This window comes from Enterobacter sp. QK-SA4 (assembly GCF_056856775.1).
The window spans coordinates 3189789-3207899 of the sequence record NZ_JBXFXH010000007.1 but is presented as its reverse complement, the minus strand read 5'-3'; the positions used below and the strand labels follow the sequence as shown (position 1 = coordinate 3207899).

At 54.1% G+C, this 18111-nt stretch carries 14 protein-coding genes; 10 read left to right on the top strand and 4 right to left on the bottom strand.

Going from position 1 to position 18111, the window contains the following annotated elements; translation table 11 throughout:
* Positions 1-70 precede the first annotated feature (70 nt).
* The 8 genes from lolA to AC1VYI_RS17110 all read left to right on the top strand — a co-directional run bounded on the left by lolA (position 71) and on the right by AC1VYI_RS17110 (position 9641).
* Entirely contained in the window at positions 71-685 is a 615-nt protein-coding gene (gene lolA / locus AC1VYI_RS17145) for an outer membrane lipoprotein periplasmic chaperone LolA (RefSeq protein WP_134866592.1), read from the top strand.
* A gap of 9 nt (positions 686-694) precedes the next feature.
* Positions 695-2038 (top strand): replication-associated recombination protein RarA, encoded by a 1344-nt coding sequence (rarA, locus tag AC1VYI_RS17140; RefSeq protein ID WP_134866591.1) that lies wholly within the window; start codon positions 695-697, stop codon positions 2036-2038.
* A gap of 92 nt (positions 2039-2130) precedes the next feature.
* Positions 2131-3423, top strand: a complete 1293-nt coding sequence (gene serS, locus AC1VYI_RS17135; RefSeq protein WP_008499983.1) for a serine--tRNA ligase — start codon at positions 2131-2133, stop codon at positions 3421-3423.
* Positions 3424-3634: 211 nt separating this feature from the next.
* Positions 3635-6079: a dimethylsulfoxide reductase subunit A gene (dmsA, locus tag AC1VYI_RS17130; protein ID WP_134866590.1), complete on the top strand. Its 2445-nt coding sequence runs from the start codon at positions 3635-3637 to the stop codon at positions 6077-6079.
* Positions 6080-6089: 10 nt separating this feature from the next.
* Positions 6090-6707, top strand: coding sequence for a DMSO/selenate family reductase complex B subunit (locus tag AC1VYI_RS17125; protein ID WP_023310987.1), 618 nt, complete (start codon positions 6090-6092; stop codon positions 6705-6707).
* Between the two features lies 1 nt (position 6708).
* Positions 6709-7572 carry a dimethyl sulfoxide reductase anchor subunit family protein gene (locus tag AC1VYI_RS17120; protein ID WP_045404119.1) on the top strand — a complete coding sequence of 288 codons (864 nt, stop codon included), beginning with the start codon at positions 6709-6711 and terminating at the stop codon, positions 7570-7572.
* A 275-nt stretch (positions 7573-7847) separates the two neighbouring features.
* Positions 7848-8996 (top strand): MFS transporter, encoded by a 1149-nt coding sequence (locus tag AC1VYI_RS17115; RefSeq protein WP_045404121.1) that lies wholly within the window; start codon positions 7848-7850, stop codon positions 8994-8996.
* A gap of 123 nt (positions 8997-9119) precedes the next feature.
* Complete coding sequence (locus AC1VYI_RS17110) at positions 9120-9641, top strand: anti-virulence regulator CigR family protein (protein ID WP_226483677.1); 522 nt, start codon at positions 9120-9122, stop codon at positions 9639-9641.
* A 36-nt stretch (positions 9642-9677) separates the two neighbouring features.
* Here the strand turns inward: AC1VYI_RS17110 and pflA are convergent, their stop codons facing one another.
* The 4 genes from pflA to ycaO form a co-directional block, all read right to left on the bottom strand.
* Positions 9678-10418 carry a pyruvate formate lyase 1-activating protein gene (pflA, locus tag AC1VYI_RS17105; protein WP_023310991.1) on the bottom strand — a complete coding sequence of 247 codons (741 nt, stop codon included), beginning with the start codon at positions 10416-10418 and terminating at the stop codon, positions 9678-9680.
* Between the two features lie 204 nt (positions 10419-10622).
* Positions 10623-12905 carry a formate C-acetyltransferase gene (gene pflB, locus AC1VYI_RS17100; protein WP_023310992.1) on the bottom strand — a complete coding sequence of 761 codons (2283 nt, stop codon included), beginning with the start codon at positions 12903-12905 and terminating at the stop codon, positions 10623-10625.
* Between the two features lie 51 nt (positions 12906-12956).
* On the bottom strand, positions 12957-13814 hold the full coding sequence (gene focA, locus AC1VYI_RS17095; RefSeq protein ID WP_008499974.1) for a formate transporter FocA: 858 nt from the start codon (positions 13812-13814) through the stop codon (positions 12957-12959).
* Positions 13815-14220: 406 nt separating this feature from the next.
* Positions 14221-15981 carry a 30S ribosomal protein S12 methylthiotransferase accessory factor YcaO gene (gene ycaO / locus AC1VYI_RS17090; protein ID WP_196350250.1) on the bottom strand — a complete coding sequence of 587 codons (1761 nt, stop codon included), beginning with the start codon at positions 15979-15981 and terminating at the stop codon, positions 14221-14223.
* A 127-nt stretch (positions 15982-16108) separates the two neighbouring features.
* Here ycaO and AC1VYI_RS17085 point away from each other — a divergent pair, with 127 nt between their 5' ends.
* Both AC1VYI_RS17085 and serC read left to right on the top strand, forming a co-directional pair.
* The gene (locus tag AC1VYI_RS17085) at positions 16109-16801 is read left to right on the top strand and encodes a DUF421 domain-containing protein (RefSeq protein ID WP_023310994.1); all 693 of its coding nucleotides are present in this window, start codon (positions 16109-16111) and stop codon (positions 16799-16801) included.
* A gap of 162 nt (positions 16802-16963) precedes the next feature.
* Positions 16964-18052, top strand: a complete 1089-nt coding sequence (serC, locus tag AC1VYI_RS17080) for a 3-phosphoserine/phosphohydroxythreonine transaminase (protein WP_226483679.1) — start codon at positions 16964-16966, stop codon at positions 18050-18052.
* Positions 18053-18111 lie beyond the last annotated feature (59 nt).

The following is an 18111-nucleotide window of genomic DNA, read 5'->3' as shown; positions in this document are numbered from 1 at the left end:
CTGCCTTCGGGCAGGTCCAGAATAGAAAGCGGAAACCCCATATCGGGAAGACGTATTTTAAGGAATAACAATGAAAAAAATCGCCATCGCCTGTGCATTACTCACCAGTTTTGGCGCCAGCAGCGTCTGGGCTGATGCAGCCAGCGACCTTAAAAGCCGACTGGATAAAGTAAGCAGCTTCCACGCCAGCTTCACGCAAAAAGTGACGGACGGCAGCGGCAACGCGGTGCAGGAAGGCCAGGGAGATTTGTGGGTAAAACGCCCAAATCTGTTCAACTGGCACATGACCCAGCCGGATGAGAGTATCCTCGTGTCTGACGGCAAAACCTTATGGTTCTTCAACCCGTTCGTTGAGCAGGCAACGGCGACCTGGCTGAAAGATGCCACCAGCAATACGCCGTTTATGCTGATTGCTCGTAACCAGTCCAGCGACTGGCAGCAGTACAATATTAAACAGACGGGTGACGAGTTTGTCCTGACGCCGAAAGGCAGCAACGGCAACCTGAAGCAGTTCACCATTAACGTAAGCACCAACGGTACGATTAATCAGTTCGGCGCGGTTGAGCAGGACGATCAGCGCAGCAGCTACCAGCTCAAGTCTCAGCAGAACGGCGCCGTTGATGCATCGAAATTCACCTTTATCCCGCCGCAGGGCGTAACGGTGGACGACCAACGCAATAAGTAAGAGGCATGAGTGGGCAATCTGTCGCTCGATTTTTCAGATAACGCGTTTCAACCTCTGGCCGCCCGTATGCGGCCAGAAAATTTAGCGCAGTACATCGGCCAACAGCATCTGCTGGCTGCCGGTAAGCCATTGCCGCGCGCCATTAAGGCCGGGCATCTTCACTCCATGATCCTCTGGGGACCCCCTGGCACCGGCAAGACTACGCTTGCAGAAGTGATCGCCCGCTATGCCAACGCGGACGTCGAACGTATCTCGGCGGTTACCTCCGGCGTGAAAGAGATCCGTGAGGCGATCGAGCGTGCGCGGCAGAACCGCAATGCCGGGCGGCGTACCATCCTCTTCGTGGACGAAGTCCACCGCTTCAACAAGAGCCAGCAGGATGCCTTCCTGCCGCATATTGAAGACGGCACGATCTTCTTCATCGGTGCGACCACCGAAAACCCGTCGTTTGAACTGAACTCGGCGCTACTTTCCCGCGCGCGCGTTTACCTGCTCAAATCGCTCACCACCGATGATATCGAAAAGGTTCTCACCCAGGCGATGGACGACAAAGCGCGCGGCTACGGCGGACAGGATATCGTTCTGCCTGACGACACGCGTCGTGCAATTGCCGAGCTGGCCAACGGCGATGCGCGTCGTGCGCTGAATACGCTGGAAATGATGGTCGATATGGCCGAAATCGACGATGCCGGGAAGCGGGTGCTGAAACCGGAACTGCTCACCGAAATTGCGGGGGAGCGCAGCGCGCGTTTCGATAACAAAGGCGACCGTTTTTACGACCTGATCTCGGCGCTGCATAAGTCCGTGCGCGGCAGCGCGCCGGATGCGGCGCTTTACTGGTACGCGCGCATTATCACTGCGGGCGGCGATCCGTTATATGTCGCCCGTCGCTGTCTGGCGATTGCGTCAGAAGATGTCGGCAATGCCGATCCTCGCGCCATGCAGGTTGCACTGTCGGCCTGGGACTGCTTCACCCGCGTTGGGCCCGCGGAAGGCGAACGAGCCATTGCGCAGGCAATTGTCTATCTGGCCTGTGCGCCGAAAAGTAATGCGGTTTATACCGCGTTTAAAGCGGCGATGTCCGATGCGCGTGAACGTCCGGACTACGATGTGCCGGTTCACCTGCGTAACGCGCCGACCAAACTGATGAAAGAGATGGGATATGGGCAGGAGTATCGTTACGCTCATGATGAACCCAATGCCTACGCTGCCGGGGAGGAATATTTCCCGCAGGAGATGGCACAAACGCGCTATTATCACCCCACAAACAGAGGTCTTGAAGGCAAGATTGGTGAAAAGCTCACCTGGCTCGCCGGACAGGATCAAAATAGCCCTATAAAACGCTACCGTTAGTTCAATCGTTGCGGTAATGTTGGCAATGTATCCTTGTGGCCGCAGGCTGTGGTCACATTTTCCTATTTTAATTCGATAAGCACAGGATAAGCATGCTCGATCCCAATCTGCTGCGTAATGAGCCAGACGCAGTCGCTGAAAAACTGGCACGCCGGGGCTTTAAGCTGGATGTAGATAAGCTGCGCGCTCTCGAAGAGCGTCGTAAAGTTCTGCAGGTACAAACTGAAAATCTGCAGGCAGAGCGTAACTCTCGATCGAAATCCATCGGCCAGGCGAAAGCGCGCGGGGAAGATATTGAGCCATTACGCCTGGAAGTGAACAAACTGGGTGAAGAACTGGATCAGGCAAAAGCTGAGCTGGACGTTCTTCAGGCCGAGATTCGTGATATTGCCCTGGCTATCCCGAATATTCCTGACGACAGCGTGCCTGTCGGCAAAGATGAAAACGACAACGTTGAAGTGAAACGCTGGGGTACGCCTCGTGAGTTTGACTTCGAAGTGCGCGATCACGTGACGCTGGGCGAAATGCACGCGGGCCTGGACTTTGCGGCAGCGGTTAAGCTGACCGGCTCCCGTTTTGTGGTGATGAAAGGCCAGATTGCCCATCTGCACCGCGCGCTGGCGCAGTTCATGCTGGATCTGCACACCGAGCAGCATGGCTACAGCGAAACCTACGTGCCGTATCTGGTCAACCACGATACGCTGTACGGTACGGGTCAGCTGCCGAAATTTGCAGGCGATCTGTTCCATACCCGTCCGCTGGACGAGGAAGCAGACAGCAGCAACTACGCGCTGATCCCAACCGCTGAAGTGCCGCTGACTAACCTCGTGCGTGATGAGATTATCGATGAAGACGACCTGCCAATTAAGCTGACGGCGCACTCTCCGTGCTTCCGTTCTGAAGCAGGTTCTTACGGTCGCGACACGCGCGGTCTGATCCGTATGCACCAGTTCGACAAAGTTGAGATGGTGCAGATTGTCCGTCCTGAAGAGTCCATGGACGCGCTGGAAGAGATGACCGGCCACGCTGAGAAAGTGCTGGAGCTGCTGGGTCTGCCGTACCGTCGTATGGCCCTGTGCACCGGTGATATGGGCTTTGGCGCCTGCAAAACCTTCGATCTGGAAGTGTGGGTGCCTGCGCAGAACACCTACCGTGAAATCTCCTCCTGCTCTAACGTCTGGGATTTCCAGGCGCGTCGTATGCAGGCACGCTGCCGCAGCAAATCTGACAAGAAAACCCGTCTGGTGCATACCCTGAACGGTTCTGGTCTGGCTGTGGGCCGTACGCTGGTTGCCGTGCTGGAAAACTATCAGCAGGCAGACGGTCGTATTGAGATCCCTGAAGTGCTGCGTCCATACATGAAAGGCCAGCAGTACATCGGCTAATTCTTTGCCTCACAACAAAAAAGCGCCTTAAGGCGCTTTTTTTATGCCGCTGAATTGACACGACGCAATACCCCCTCCCTCTAAAGTAGTAATACTCCTCCGAATGAAAGTCAGCATAAAAAGCTGATTATGTAAAAATTCGTTGTATATAAAACTACATAGCGGTTTGCGCCGCCACTCTTTTCTTTGTGAGCAACCAAAGTGAGTCTCTATGAAAATCAACGCGCCTGAAGCATTAATGGCTGCCGAGGTCACTCGCCGTGGGTTGATGAAAACCACGGCAATAGGCGGCCTGGCCGTAGCCAGCAGCGCTTTCACGCTCCCTTTTACCCGACTGGCTTCAGCGGCGGATGCATTATCCCCAGCTTCAGCTCCGGAAAAAGTGGTGTGGAGTGCCTGTACCGTTAACTGCGGTAGCCGTTGTCCGCTGCGTATGCACGTGGTGGATGGCGAAATTAAATATGTTGAAACCGACAATACCGGGGACGATAACTATGAAGGGTTACATCAGGTTCGCGCCTGCTTGCGCGGCCGCTCCATGCGTCGTCGCGTGTATAATCCGGACCGCCTGAAATATCCGATGAAGCGCGTCGGTAAGCGTGGGGAAGGGAAGTTCGAGCGGATTAGCTGGGATGAAGCCTACGACATTATCGCCACCAATATGCAGCGCCTTATCAAAGAGTACGGCAACGAATCCATCTACCTGAACTACGGCACCGGGACGCTCGGCGGTACGCTGACCCGCTCCTGGCCACCGGGTAAAACGCTGGTGGCACGCCTGATGAACTGCTGCGGCGGTTATCTCAATCACTATGGTGACTACTCATCGGCGCAGATTGCTGCGGGACTCAACTACACCTACGGCGGCTGGGCGGACGGCAACAGCCCGTCTGATATCGAAAACAGTAAGCTGGTGGTGTTGTTCGGTAATAACCCGGGCGAAACCCGCATGAGCGGCGGCGGGGTAACCTATTACCTTGAACAGGCCCGCGCCAAATCCAATGCCCGCATGATCATCATCGACCCACGCTATACCGATACCGGCGCCGGACGTGAAGACGAGTGGATCCCAATCCGTCCGGGTACCGATGCAGCGCTGGTCTCCGCGCTGGCGTGGGTGATGATCACCGAAAACCTCGTCGATCAGCCTTTCCTGGATAAATACTGCGTCGGCTATGACGAGAAAACCCTGCCAGCCAGCGCGCCTGCTAACGGTCATTACAAAGCCTATATTCTCGGGCAGGGCAGCGACGGCGTGGCGAAAACGCCCGAGTGGGCGTCCACCATCACCGGTATTCCGGCCGAGCGTATCGTTCAGCTGGCGCGTGAGATTGGCTCGGCCAAACCGGCCTACATTAGCCAGGGCTGGGGACCGCAGCGCCATGCGAACGGCGAAATCGCGACCCGTGCGATCTCCATGCTCTCCATTCTGACCGGCAACGTCGGTATTCACGGCGGTAACACCGGCGCGCGTGAAGGCTCGTATGAAGTGCCGTTTGAACGTATGCCGACGCTGGATAACCCTGTTCAGACCAGCATCTCCATGTTTATGTGGACCGATGCGATCGAACGTGGTCCTGAAATGACCGCCCTGCGCGACGGCGTGCGCGGCAAGGACAAGCTGGACGTGCCGATCAAGATGATCTGGAACTATGCCGGTAACTGTCTCATCAACCAGCACTCCGAAATCAACCGCACCCATGAAATCCTGCAGGATGATAAGAAGTGCGAGATGATTGTGGTGATCGACTGCCACATGACCTCCTCGGCGAAATATGCCGATATCCTGCTGCCGGACTGCACCGCCTCTGAGCAGATGGATTTCGCGCTGGACGCCTCCTGCGGCAACATGTCCTACGTGATCTTCACCGATCAGGCGATCAAACCGCGCTTCGAGTGCAAAACCATTTATGAGATGACCTCTGAGCTGGCGAAACGTCTTGGCGTTGAGCAGCAGTTTACCGAGGGACGTACACAGGAAGGGTGGATGCGCCATCTGCATGAACTCTCCCGTAAGGCGGTCCCTGACCTGCCGGATTTCGATACTTTCCGCAAGCAGGGTATGTACAAACAGCGCGATCCGGAAGGGCACCACGTGGCTTACAAAGCGTTCCGTGAAGATCCGCAGGCAAATCCGCTGACCACGCCGTCGGGCAAAATAGAAATCTACTCCGAAGAGCTGGCAAAAATCGCGTCGACCTGGGAGCTGCCGGAAGGGGACGTTATCGATCCGCTGCCGATCTATACGCCAGGTTTCGAAAACTACAACGATCCGCTGACGGCGAAATTCCCGCTGCAGCTGACCGGTTTCCACTACAAAGCGCGCGTGCACTCCACCTACGGTAACGTCGACGTACTCAAGGCCGCCTGCCGTCAGGAGATGTGGATCAACCCGATGGATGCCAAAGCGCGAGGCATCAGCAATGGCGATCGCGTGCGTATCTTCAACGGTCGCGGGGAGGTGCACATTGAAGCTAAGGTGACGCCGCGCATGATGCCAGGCGTAGTGTCGCTGGGAGAAGGGGCCTGGTACAGCCCTGATGCCAACCGCATCGACCAGGCGGGCAGTATTAACGTACTGACCACGCAGCGTCCGTCGCCGCTGGCGAAGGGCAACCCATCCCACACAAACCTTGTCCAGGTTGAAAAGGTTTAAGGAGTAGCCGATGACAACCCAGTATGGATTTTTTATCGATTCCAGCCGTTGCACCGGGTGCAAAACCTGCGAGCTGGCCTGTAAAGATTACAAAGACCTGACCCCGGACGTCAGCTTCCGCCGCATCTACGAATACGCCGGGGGCGACTGGCAGGAAGATAACGGCGTCTGGCATCAGAACGTCTTTGCCTATTACCTGTCGATTGCCTGCAACCACTGTGAAGATCCGGCCTGCACCAAGGTCTGCCCGAGCGGGGCGATGCACAAGCGTGAAGACGGTTTTGTGGTGGTGGATGAAGATGTCTGCATCGGCTGCCGGTACTGCCACATGGCGTGCCCGTACGGCGCGCCGCAGTACAACGCCGCCAAAGGTCATATGACCAAATGCGACGGTTGCCACACCCGCGTGGCGGATGGCAAAAAGCCGATTTGCGTTGAGTCCTGCCCGCTGCGCGCGCTGGACTTCGGTCCTGTTGAAGAGCTGCGTCAAAAACACGGTCAGCTTGCCGCAGTGGCACCGCTGCCGTCTGCGCACTTCACGAAGCCGAGCATTGTGATTAAACCTAACGCCAACAGCCGTCCTACAGGTGACACTACCGGCTACCTGGCAAATCCGAAGGAGGTGTGAGATGGGAAGTGGATGGCATGAATGGCCGCTGATGATCTTCACGGTCTTTGGTCAGTGCGTGGCGGGCGGTTTCATTGTGCTTGCGCTGGCGCTGTTAAAAGGGAACCTCAATGCCGAACAGCAGCAGCGTTTAGTGTTGAGCATGTTTGGCCTGTGGGTGCTGATGGGAATTGGCTTTATCGCCTCTACGCTGCACCTTGGTTCGCCGATGCGCGCGTTTAACTCTCTGAACCGCGTGGGGGCCTCATCCCTTAGTAACGAGATTGCCAGTGGGGCAATTTTCTTTGCCGTCGGGGGGCTGGGCTGGCTGCTGGCCGCTTTGAAGAAATTGCCTGCGGGTCTGCGCAGCCTGTGGCTTATCGTGACCATGGTGCTGGGCGTGGTGTTCGTGTGGATGATGGTGCGCGTCTATAACACCATAGATACCGTTCCAACCTGGTACAGCGTCTGGACGCCGATGAGCTTCTTCCTGACGATGTTTATCGGCGGGCCGCTGCTGGGCTACCTGCTGCTGCGCGTGGCGGGCGTAGACGGGTGGGCAATGCGTTTGCTGCCCGCTGTTTCTCTGCTGGCGCTGGTGGTGAGTGCGATGGTCGCCCTGATGCAGGGGGCTGAACTGGCAACCATTCACAGCTCTATCCAGCAGGCTTCTGCCCTGGTGCCGGACTACGGTGCGCTGATGGCCTGGCGTATCGTTCTTCTGGTCGCCGCGCTGGTATTCTGGATTGCCCCTCAGCTCAAAGGCTATCAGCCGGCGCTGCCGCTGCTGTCACTGGCTTTTGTGCTGGTACTGGCGGGTGAACTGATTGGCCGCGGCGTGTTCTACGGGTTGCATATGACCGTTGGTATGGCTATCGCCAGCTAACGTTGCATTGAGTTATATCAAGCCGGGCCTGAGTGCCCGGCTTTTTCTTTTTTCGATCATGAAATTTTTCGACTGTCGTTTTGTTTTAATTTCGCCCATTAATAAATAAAAACAGACACATAATTAATATCTATAGCAGGCGTGGCATTAGCAGGATAAGTTTTTTAAATCGACAGGGAACATATTGTGCGAGGCGGCTAAATCAGTGGATTGACTTTGTTTTTGCCAGTGGCATGATGCGCACGAAATCTGAACTTCCTCACGGTTTTTAATCCATGACCACCTATACCCGGCCAGTGCTTCTGTTGCTCTGTGGCCTGCTTCTGTTGACCCTGGCGATCGCAGTGTTAAATACGCTCGTCCCGCTATGGCTCGCCCATGAAAACTTACCGACCTGGCAGGTGGGTATGGTCAGCTCGTCCTTTTTTACCGGGAACCTGCTGGGTACGCTAATGACCGGGAGCCTGATTAAGCGCTTTGGCTTTAATCGCAGCTATTATCTGGCTTCGCTGATTTTCGCCGCCGGGTGTGCAGGGCTGGGCCTGATGGTCGGCTTCTGGAGCTGGATGGCGTGGCGCTTTATCGCTGGCGTAGGCTGCGCGATGATTTGGGTGGTGGTTGAAAGTGCGCTGATGTGCAGCGGCACCTCCCGCAACCGTGGACGCCTGCTGGCGGCCTATATGATGGTTTATTACGTCGGCACCGTGCTGGGGCAACTGATGGTCAGCAAGCTGCCAACCGATCTGATGAGCGTTCTGCCGTGGGTAACGGGCATGGTGCTGGCCGCGATCCTGCCGCTGCTCTTCACGCGCATTGTGAACCAGAACAGCGAGCATCAGGAAGCGACCCACGTCTGGCCGATGCTGAGACTTCGTCATGCGCGTCTGGGCGTTAACGGCTGCATTATCTCGGGGATTGTACTGGGCTCGCTCTACGGCCTGATGCCGCTCTATCTGAATCATCAGGGCGTCAGCGATTCCGGAATTGGTTTCTGGATGGCGGTGATGGTGAGTGCGGGGATCGTCGGGCAGTGGCCGATTGGCCGACTGGCGGATCGTTTCGGCCGTCTGCTGGTGCTGCGCGTTCAGGTCTTTGTGGTGATTATGGGATGCCTTGCCATGCTCAGCAACGCCGCGATGGCGCCTGCGCTGTTTATTCTCGGGGCCGCCGGCTTTACGCTCTATCCGGTTGCGATGGCCTGGGCCTGTGAGAAAGTTGAACATCACCAGCTGGTGGCAATGAACCAGGCGCTGTTACTGAGCTATACCATCGGCAGTTTATTAGGGCCGACGTTTACCGCGATGCTGATGCAGAATTATTCCGATAATTTATTGTTTATCATGATCGCCAGCGTATCGTTTATTTATCTTTTAATGCTGCTGCGCAAAGCGGGAGAGCACCCAACGCCAGTGGCACATGCCTGATTAAATAAAAGCCTGTCGATGACAGGCTTTTTTGTCCCCATCACAACTAAGAGTTTTACTTATTGTTTGTTTATTGCGTCAGACGATAATTCATGTGAGTCCTACCACTATAAGGCAGCAATCATGTCTATTCGTCGTTTTTCCACTACCGCACTTGCCGTAGTGTTGTCTTTAACGTTTGCAACGGCTCCGGTCATGGCTAATCCTGGAAACGGGAATGGCGGTGGTCACGGAAACGGTGGCGGACAAGGTAATGGCGGTAATCATGGTAACGGGAATTCTGGTAACCATGGCAATAAGCAAAATAACGGTCAGGATAACCCTGGAAAATCGGATAAAAGTTTTAAAAGCAGTAAAGATGTCGGTAACGATGTCGACGCTCGCGTGAGCTTCGATCATGCCCGCCACCTGGCGCTGAATTATGGCTTAACGGGCTATGACTCTCTGCCTCCGGGTATCGCGAAAAACCTGGCGCACGGTAAGCCGTTGCCTCCGGGGATTGCGAAGAAAACCGTGCCGGCCTCAATGCTGGGCCAGCTTCCTTCCTACCCTGGCTATGAATGGCGTGTGGTCGGAGACGACCTGGTCTTAATTGCGCTGAGTACAGCCATCGTGACGTCCGTTATTAACGGCGTCTTTAAATAGAATATAAAAAGGCCCGGTTCTCACCGGGCCTTTTCTTTAATACATCACCTTGTGGCCGTACTGTTCAAGAATACCTTTGACGCGTTCCATCGTCTCTTTTTTCGGCGGCTTCACGCCATCAAGTTTGTACTCTTCGCCCATCGCCACCCATTTATGTTTACCCAGCTCGTGATAGGGCAGAAGCTCGATTTTCTCGACGTTACCCATGTCGCGGGTAAATTCCCCCAGGCGGTGCGCGGAGTCGTCATCATCTGACCAGCCGGGAACCACCACGTAGCGGATCCAGGTTTTGATGCCTTTATCGGCAATGTATTTGGCAAATTCCAGCGTGCGGTGGTTTGAGACGCCAACAAGGTTCTGGTGGATCTCATCGTTCATCTGTTTGAGATCGAGCATCACCAGATCGGTCACTTCAAGCAGCTCGTCGATAACCGGATCGTAACGGCGTACGAAGCCGTTAGTGTCGAGGCAGGTATGAATGCCTTCTTTATGGCAGGCGCGGAACCAGTCGCGGACAAATTCAGCCTGCAGAATCGCTTCACCGCCGGATGCGGTGACGCCGCCACCGGACGCGTTCATAAAGTGGCGGTAGGTCACCACCTCTTTCATCAAGTCTTCAACGGTCACTTCTTTACCGCCGTGCGTATCCCAGGTGTCACGGTTATGGCAGTACAGGCAGCGCATCAGGCAGCCCTGGAAAAAGGTGATGAAGCGGATACCCGGGCCATCGACGGTGCCACAGGATTCAAAGGAGTGAATGCGACCAATAATTGACATTGCGGTGATATCTCCAGCATCGGCCCGTCCGGGGCCTGAGTATGCACAGCTCAAAGCCGGCTGTGTTGAAGTCTGTTTTGGCTGATATCCATAGAGTATAGATAGCGGACAAAAGAGACTGAGGTGGAGAGGGTGCTAAAAAGGCCCCACTGACGTGGAGCCTTTATTGTACGCTTTTTAACGCGTGATTTCAGTCAATTCCACTTACATGGACTGAGTGAAAGTACGGGTGATAACGTCCTGCTGCTGTTCTTTAGTCAGGGAGTTAAAACGTACTGCGTAGCCAGATACGCGGATGGTCAGCTGAGGATATTTCTCAGGGTGTTCCATCGCGTCGAGCAGCATTTCACGGTTCATTACGTTCACGTTCAGGTGCTGACCACCTTCGATGGACGCTTCGTGGTGGAAGTAACCATCCATCAGACCCGCGAGGTTAGTTTTACGCACTTCGTCGTCTTTACCCAGCGCGTTTGGCACGATAGAGAAGGTGTAAGAGATACCATCTTTCGCGTAAGCAAACGGCAGTTTAGCGACGGAAGTCAGAGAGGCAACCGCACCTTTCTGGTCACGACCGTGCATTGGGTTAGCACCTGGGCCGAATGGCGCGCCAGCACGACGACCGTCTGGGGTGTTACCGGTTTTCTTACCATACACAACGTTAGAGGTGATGGTCAGAACAGACTGAGTCGGGATAGCGTTACGGTAGGTAGTCAGTTTCTGAATTTTCTTCATGAAACGTTCTACCAGGTCAACCGCCATGTCATCAACGCGAGAATCGTTGTTACCAAACTGCGGATATTCGCCTTCGATTTCGAAGTCGATAGCCAGACCGTCTTCGTCACGAATTGGTTTAACTTTCGCATATTTGATTGCAGACAGGGAGTCAGCTGCAACGGACAGACCAGCGATACCACACGCCATGGTGCGGATAACGTCACGGTCATGCAGCGCCATCAGAGAGGCTTCGTAGCTGTACTTGTCGTGCATGTAGTGGATAACGTTCAGCGCAGTGACGTACTGTTTCGCCAGCCAGTCCATGAAGTGATCCATGCGGTCCATCACTTCGTCGAAGTTCAGAACGTCGCCTTTGATCGGTTCAGACTTAGGACCAACCTGCATTTTCAGTTTTTCATCAACGCCGCCGTTGATTGCGTACAGCATGGTTTTCGCCAGGTTTGCACGCGCACCGAAGAACTGCATTTGCTTACCAACAACCATTGGGCTTACGCAGCAAGCGATAGCGTAATCGTCGTTGTTGAAGTCCGGACGCATCAGGTCATCGTTCTCGTACTGCAGAGAAGAGGTGTCGATGGACACTTTAGCGGCGAATTTCTTGAAGTTCAGAGGCAGTTTTTCAGACCACAGAACGGTGATGTTCGGCTCCGGAGAAGGACCCATGGTGTACAGGGTGTTCAGGAAGCGGAAGCTGTTTTTGGTTACCAGAGTACGGCCGTCAACGCCCATACCGCCGATGGATTCAGTTGCCCAGATTGGGTCACCGGAGAACAGCTCATCGTATTCAGGGGTACGCAGGAAGCGAACCATACGCAGTTTCATGACCAGGTGGTCAATCATTTCCTGAGCGTCTTGCTCGGTGATTTTGCCTGCTTTCAGGTCACGTTCGATGTAGGCATCCAGGAAGGTGGATACGCGACCGAAGGACATTGCTGCACCGTTCTGAGACTTAACTGCGGCCAGGTAGCCGAAGTAGGTCCACTGGATAGCTTCCTGAGCGTTGGTAGCCGGACCAGAGATATCGCAGCCATATTTCGCCGCCATCTCTTTGATCTGACCCAGCGCGCGGTGCTGTTCAGCGATTTCTTCACGCAGACGGATAGTCGCTTCCAGGTTTACGCCATTTTCCAGGTCAGACTGCAGGGAAACAAACTGCGCGTACTTGTCTTTCATCAGGAAGTCGATACCGTACAGCGCAACGCGACGGTAGTCACCGATGATACGGCCACGGCCATACGCATCTGGCAGACCAGTCAGAACGCCAGATTTACGGCAGTTCAGAATGTCTTTGGTGTAAACATCGAATACACCCTGGTTGTGGGTTTTGCGGTATTCGGTGAAGATTTTTTTCAGCATTGGATCCAGCTCGCGGTTATACGCTTTGCAGGAACCTTCAACCATTTTGATACCACCGAACGGGATGATTGCGCGTTTCAGTGGTGCTTCAGTCTGCAGACCAACGATTTTCTCAAGGGCTTTGTTGATGTAGCCAGCATCGTGAGAAGTGATGGTGGAAGCAACGGAGGTGTCAAAATCAACTGGCGCGTGAGTGCGGTTTTCCAGTTTAACGCCTTCCATTACGCTGTCCCACAGCTTGGTGGTCGCGTCAGTTGCGCCAGCCAGGAAGGATTCGTCACCTTCATACGGGGTATAGTTTTTCTGAATGAAGTCACGTACGTTTACTTCATTCTGCCAGTCACCTTTCGCAAAACCTTCCCAGGCTGTGGCTAACTTTTCATTAAGCTCGGACATGTAACACCTACCTTCTTAAGTGGATTTTTTATTTACTGCCTGAGAAAACCATCAATGATGATCGTCGCCACGCAGGTAAATGACCCAGTATGTCAACCCAACTAACAGACCCCCACCGATAATGTTCCCGATAGTGACAGGGATCAGGTTATCAGTAATGAAATTCATAATAGTCAGGTGAGAGAAACTTTCCGGGGATGAACCAACTGCGGTCCAGAACTCCGGGCTCGCAAAGTCGCGGATGACAATGCCCATTGGGATCATGAACATATTCGCGATACTGTGCTCAAAGCCGCTGGCAACAAACATCGCAACCGGCAGAACCATAATTAAGGCTTTGTCCATCAGGCTACGACCCGAGTAGCTCATCCATACAGCCAGGCAGACCATCAGGTTAGCGAGGATGCCGAGAGCAACGGCTTCGATAAATGTGTGGTGCATTTTGTGGTCGGCGGTTTGCAGGACGTTAAGGCCCCAGCCACCGTTGGCGGTCATGTACTCGCCAGAAAGCCACATCAACAAAACAAAGAGCAGACAGCCAACCAGGTTACCCACGTAGACGTTAAGCCAGTTACGTGCCAGCTGACCCCAGGTAATTCTTCCGCTGGCCTTTGCCACGACAATCAGCACCGTTGAGGTGAAGAGGTCGGCGCCGCAGATGACGCAGAGAATCAGACCCAGTGAGAAGCAAATGCCGCCAATCAGTTTGGCCATGCCGAAAGGCATTCCGGCAGTACCGGTGGTGGCGGTGATGTAGAAGACGAAAGCGATAGAGATGAACACACCAGCCGTGATCGCCAGATAGAACGTCTTCATCGGGTGTTTCGTTGCTTTATAGACACCCGCTTCTTCGGCAACTTTGGCCATCGCAGCAGGGAGTAAAAGATCAAAAGGGTTGTCAGCTTTCACACTAACTCTCTCTTTATTAAGTCGGCGACGAGATACTAACAAAGCATTATAGAAGAGAAATTGATATAGATCATATCTCGCCTAGCTTATAGGCCCGCAGTGTGTATGGTTTTACAACAAATGCGGAGTAAGTAATTGATTATCCGTATAAAAATAAATTTTAAAAGTTATGAAAAGAGTTGAATTTTTTCGTTCGGCCACCCCTGACGCAGTTAATTAATATGGAGTATTTACCATAAAAAGTAACAGTAAAGCCCAGGTAAATATTATTATATTTACCCATGTTTAACTTTATTATTACAATCAACAGTCATTGCCGAAGAAAATAAAAAACGGGGCAATGAAATTGCCCCGTAATATAGCCCAGACGATTGAATACGCCTACTGCTGGTAATGTTATGTGCGCTTATTTTAACCAGTAAGCGGCTTTTGCTTTCTGCAGCTTTTCGTAGGCCTTCAGCAGCGACTGATGCGCCGGGAAGGCTTTCAGATCGCTATCAACAGCCTGCAGGCCATAGAACGGCGCTTCGCCGCTCAGGGCCGCGCTGGCTGCTTCTACGGCCTCAGCTCCGTACATACGCACGAAAGCATTCAGGTATTGCAGCGGCTCGCGGTCCTCTTCCTGGGCCAGCAGCAACAGGGTTTGCAGGCAGCGGTAATAATTGGTGCGTTCGGCAGAGAAGACAGACTGGTTGAATTCCATGGTCCACTCGGTCCAGGCCAGGGCCTGATCCAAATCGCCACCCGCCAGGGCCAGCATCGCTTTCAGCTCACCGATGCGCAGGGTATACCAGCCGTTGTCTTTACCGGTCGCCAGGCCCAGCAGTTCGCGTACGCGGGTAAAGTCATCATGGCCTTCTTCGTCCAGTTGGGCGATCAGGTTCAGATAATCTTCTTTCTCCCACTCGCTGCCCGGCAGAGCCAGCAGCGTTTCGCGCAGATGGGCACCCATGCTGTTGTTCGCCAGCCACAGATCTTCAGCCGGGTAGATGTCGGACATGCCCGGAACGATAATGCGGCACGCGTAGACGCCAAGATGTTCGTAGTCGGCAATGTAGACTTCCTGATCTTCCGCGTTGAAGATAGCCATCAGCGTGGCGAACTCTTCTTCCGTGGTACCGGCAAAGCTCCAGTCCACGAACGGATAGTCGGCGTCCTGCTTGAACATATCCCAGGAAATTAAACCGCTGGAGTCAATGAAGTGGGTTTCAAGGTTGGTATGCTCGGCCACTTCTTCATCGTCAAACGTTGGCGGAGTGAAGACGTCGAGATCTTTCAGGCTACGGCCCTGCAGCAGCTCGGTAACGGTACGCTCCAGCGCCACGCCGAAGTCAGGGTGCGCCCCGAATGAGGCGAAGCAGGTGCCGTTGGCCGGGTTAAACAGCACCACGCAGATAACCGGATACTTGCCGCCCAGCGAGCCGTCATAGGCAAAGATTGGGAAACCTTCTGCTTCGAGCTTAGCGATGGACTCCACTACGCCCGGATAGCGCGCCAGCACCTCTGCCGGAATTTCAGGCAGGCTGATGGATTCAGCGATGATGCGGTTTTTAATGTGGCGTTCAAAGACTTCAGACAGACCCTGCACGCGCGCTTCATTGCGGGTGTTACCGGCGGACATACCGTTGGACACATACAGGTTGCCGACGATGTTCATCGGAATATACACGGTCTGCTCGTCAGACTGACGGGTGAACGGCAGGGCGCAGATCCCACGGTCTTCATTGCCAGACTGCAGATCGATCAGCATGCTGGCGGTCAGTTCGTTTTCCGGATCGTAGAAAGCACGCAGGCGCGCGTCGAGAATACCTTCCGGCAGCTCGTCATCTTCGGTCAGCGGGAACCATTTTTCATTTGGATAGTGAACGAACGGGCCGTTAGCGATGGTTTCGCCCAGCCAGAAGTCAGCGAAGAAATAGTTGGTGGACAGACGCTCAAAATACTCACCCAGCGCAGAGGCCAGTGCCGCTTTTTTTGTAGCGCCTTTACCGTTGGTAAAGCACAGGGCACAGTCTTTATCGCGAATATGCACGGACCAGACATGAGGCACCGGATTGAGCCAGGAGGCTTCTTCGATGTTAAAACCCAGGTCGGTCAGTTTCTGCTGGAAGCGAGCGATGGAATCTTCCAGAGCGGCGTCTTTGCCGGGGATAAACGTTTGAGTCATGGCGTTCACTTTTATCGTACGTAAAGCGCGCAATGATACGGGTTTTGCGTGACGGGTGCTATCTTCGGCGAAAATAAAAGGCTGGACTATGCTTAGTGGCAGTAACTGACTGTTAAGGCATAGAAAAATGAAAGCATTTGATCTCCAGCGGATGGCGTTTGATAAAGTTCCTCCTGAATTTCTGGGCGAAGTGGCGCTGCGTAGCCTGTATACCTTCGTCCTCGTCTTCCTGTTTCTTAAAATCACCGGCCGCCGCGGCGTGCGGCAGATGTCGCTCTTTGAGGTGTTGATCATCCTGACGCTGGGCTCGGCGGCGGGGGACGTCGCCTTTTATGACGATGTGCCGATGGTGCCGGTGTTTATCGTTTTTGTCTCACTGGCGCTACTTTACCGTCTTGTCATGTGGCTGATGTCGAAAAGCGAAAAGCTGGAAGATCTGCTTGAAGGGAAGCCTGTCGTTATCGTCGAGGACGGACAGCTGGCCTGGGAAAATGTACAAAGCGCCAATATGACCGAGTTTGAGTTCTTTATGGAGCTTCGCCTGAACAGCGTTGAACAGCTCGGGCAGGTGCGTCTGGCGATCATGGAAACCAACGGGCAGATCAGCGTCTATTACTATTCTGACGACGAGGTGAAGCCGGGGCTGTGTATCCTGCCGGATATGCTGATCGAGCGTTTCAGAACCGTACCGGAATCAGGCGAGTATGCTTGCGTAAGATGTAGCCATGTTGTCGCGATGCAGCCGGGGGATCGTCAATTATGCCCCCGCTGTGCAAATCCGGAATGGACGAAGGTTAGCCGGGCCAAACGCATCACCTGACAGCCATTTTGTCGGTTTTGTCTTAGCGAGGCGGCAGATTGTTTTGTGTGACGCGGGGCACATTTAACGGGTCATAAGTTTTAGACATTGCGGCGCGTGTCACTGAATGATAAAACCGATATCCACAGTTATAACTTATGGCTTTTAGCGTGGTGAGGGGAAATGGCTCAAGTCTTTAATTTCAGTTCAGGTCCGGCAATGTTACCGGCAGACGTGCTTAAACAGGCTCAACAGGAACTCTGTGACTGGAACGATCTCGGTACGTCGGTGATGGAAATCAGCCACCGTGGTAAAGAGTTTATTCAGGTGGCGGAAGAGGCAGAAAAGGATTTTCGCGATCTGCTGAATATTCCCTCGAACTACAAAGTATTGTTCTGTCACGGCGGTGGACGCGGCCAGTTTGCAGGCGTTCCGCTGAATATCCTCGGTGACAAAACGACGGCTGACTACGTTGACGCGGGTTACTGGGCAGCAAGCGCCGTTAAAGAAGCGCATAAATACTGCACGCCGAATGTTATCGACGCCAAAGTAACCGTTGACGGTCTGCGCGCCGTGAAGCCAATGAGCGAGTGGCAGCTTTCCGATAACGCAGCGTATCTGCACTACTGCCCGAACGAAACCATTGACGGGATTGCCATCGACGAGACGCCAAACTTCGGCAGCGATGTCGTGGTTGCCGCCGACTTCTCCTCCACCATTCTGTCTGCGCCAATTGATGTCAGCCGCTACGGCGTTATCTATGCGGGCGCGCAGAAAAATATCGGCCCGGCCGGTTTGACTATCGTCGTCGTGCGTGAGGACCTGCTGGGTAAAGCGCATAAATCCTGCCCGTCGATTCTCGATTACACCGTGCTGAACGATAACGATTCGATGTTCAATACCCCACCAACGTTTGCCTGGTATCTCTCCGGCCTGGTCTTCAAATGGCTGAAGCAAAACGGCGGCGTGGCGCAGATGGACAAGGTCAATCAGCAGAAAGCTGAACTCCTGTATGGCGTGATCGACAAGAGCGATTTCTACCGCAACGATGTGGCGAAAGCTAACCGTTCCCGCATGAACGTGCCGTTCCAGCTGGCGGACAGCAGCCTGGACAAAGTGTTCCTGGAAGAGTCCTTCGCGGCAGGCCTGCATGCGCTCAAAGGTCACCGTGTCGTTGGCGGCATGCGTGCCTCCATCTATAACGCGATGCCGCTGGAAGGCGTTAAAGCCCTGACGGATTTCATGATCGACTTCGAACGTCGTCACGGTTAATTTGCTGTTTTTCACCCCCGCAGCGTCCCTGCGGGGTTTTTATTATGTTGAGTTGAGAG

What these genes read in the sequence shown, in the direction of transcription:
- lolA (WP_134866592.1), top strand. Translation starts at nt 71, where the DNA reads ATGAAAAAAATCGCCATCGCCTGTGCATTACTCACCAGTTTTGGCGCC.
- serS (WP_008499983.1), top strand. Translation starts at nt 2,131, where the DNA reads ATGCTCGATCCCAATCTGCTGCGTAATGAGCCAGACGCAGTCGCTGAA.
- dmsA (WP_134866590.1), top strand. Translation starts at nt 3,635, where the DNA reads ATGAAAATCAACGCGCCTGAAGCATTAATGGCTGCCGAGGTCACTCGC.
- AC1VYI_RS17125 (WP_023310987.1), top strand. Translation starts at nt 6,090, where the DNA reads ATGACAACCCAGTATGGATTTTTTATCGATTCCAGCCGTTGCACCGGG.
- AC1VYI_RS17120 (WP_045404119.1), top strand. Translation starts at nt 6,709, where the DNA reads ATGGGAAGTGGATGGCATGAATGGCCGCTGATGATCTTCACGGTCTTT.
- AC1VYI_RS17115 (WP_045404121.1), top strand. Translation starts at nt 7,848, where the DNA reads ATGACCACCTATACCCGGCCAGTGCTTCTGTTGCTCTGTGGCCTGCTT.
- AC1VYI_RS17110 (WP_226483677.1), top strand. Translation starts at nt 9,120, where the DNA reads ATGTCTATTCGTCGTTTTTCCACTACCGCACTTGCCGTAGTGTTGTCT.
- pflA (WP_023310991.1), bottom strand. Translation starts at nt 10,418, where the DNA reads ATGTCAATTATTGGTCGCATTCACTCCTTTGAATCCTGTGGCACCGTC.
- pflB (WP_023310992.1), bottom strand. Translation starts at nt 12,905, where the DNA reads ATGTCCGAGCTTAATGAAAAGTTAGCCACAGCCTGGGAAGGTTTTGCG.
- ycaO (WP_196350250.1), bottom strand. Translation starts at nt 15,981, where the DNA reads ATGACTCAAACGTTTATCCCCGGCAAAGACGCCGCTCTGGAAGATTCC.
- AC1VYI_RS17085 (WP_023310994.1), top strand. Translation starts at nt 16,109, where the DNA reads ATGAAAGCATTTGATCTCCAGCGGATGGCGTTTGATAAAGTTCCTCCT.
- serC (WP_226483679.1), top strand. Translation starts at nt 16,964, where the DNA reads ATGGCTCAAGTCTTTAATTTCAGTTCAGGTCCGGCAATGTTACCGGCA.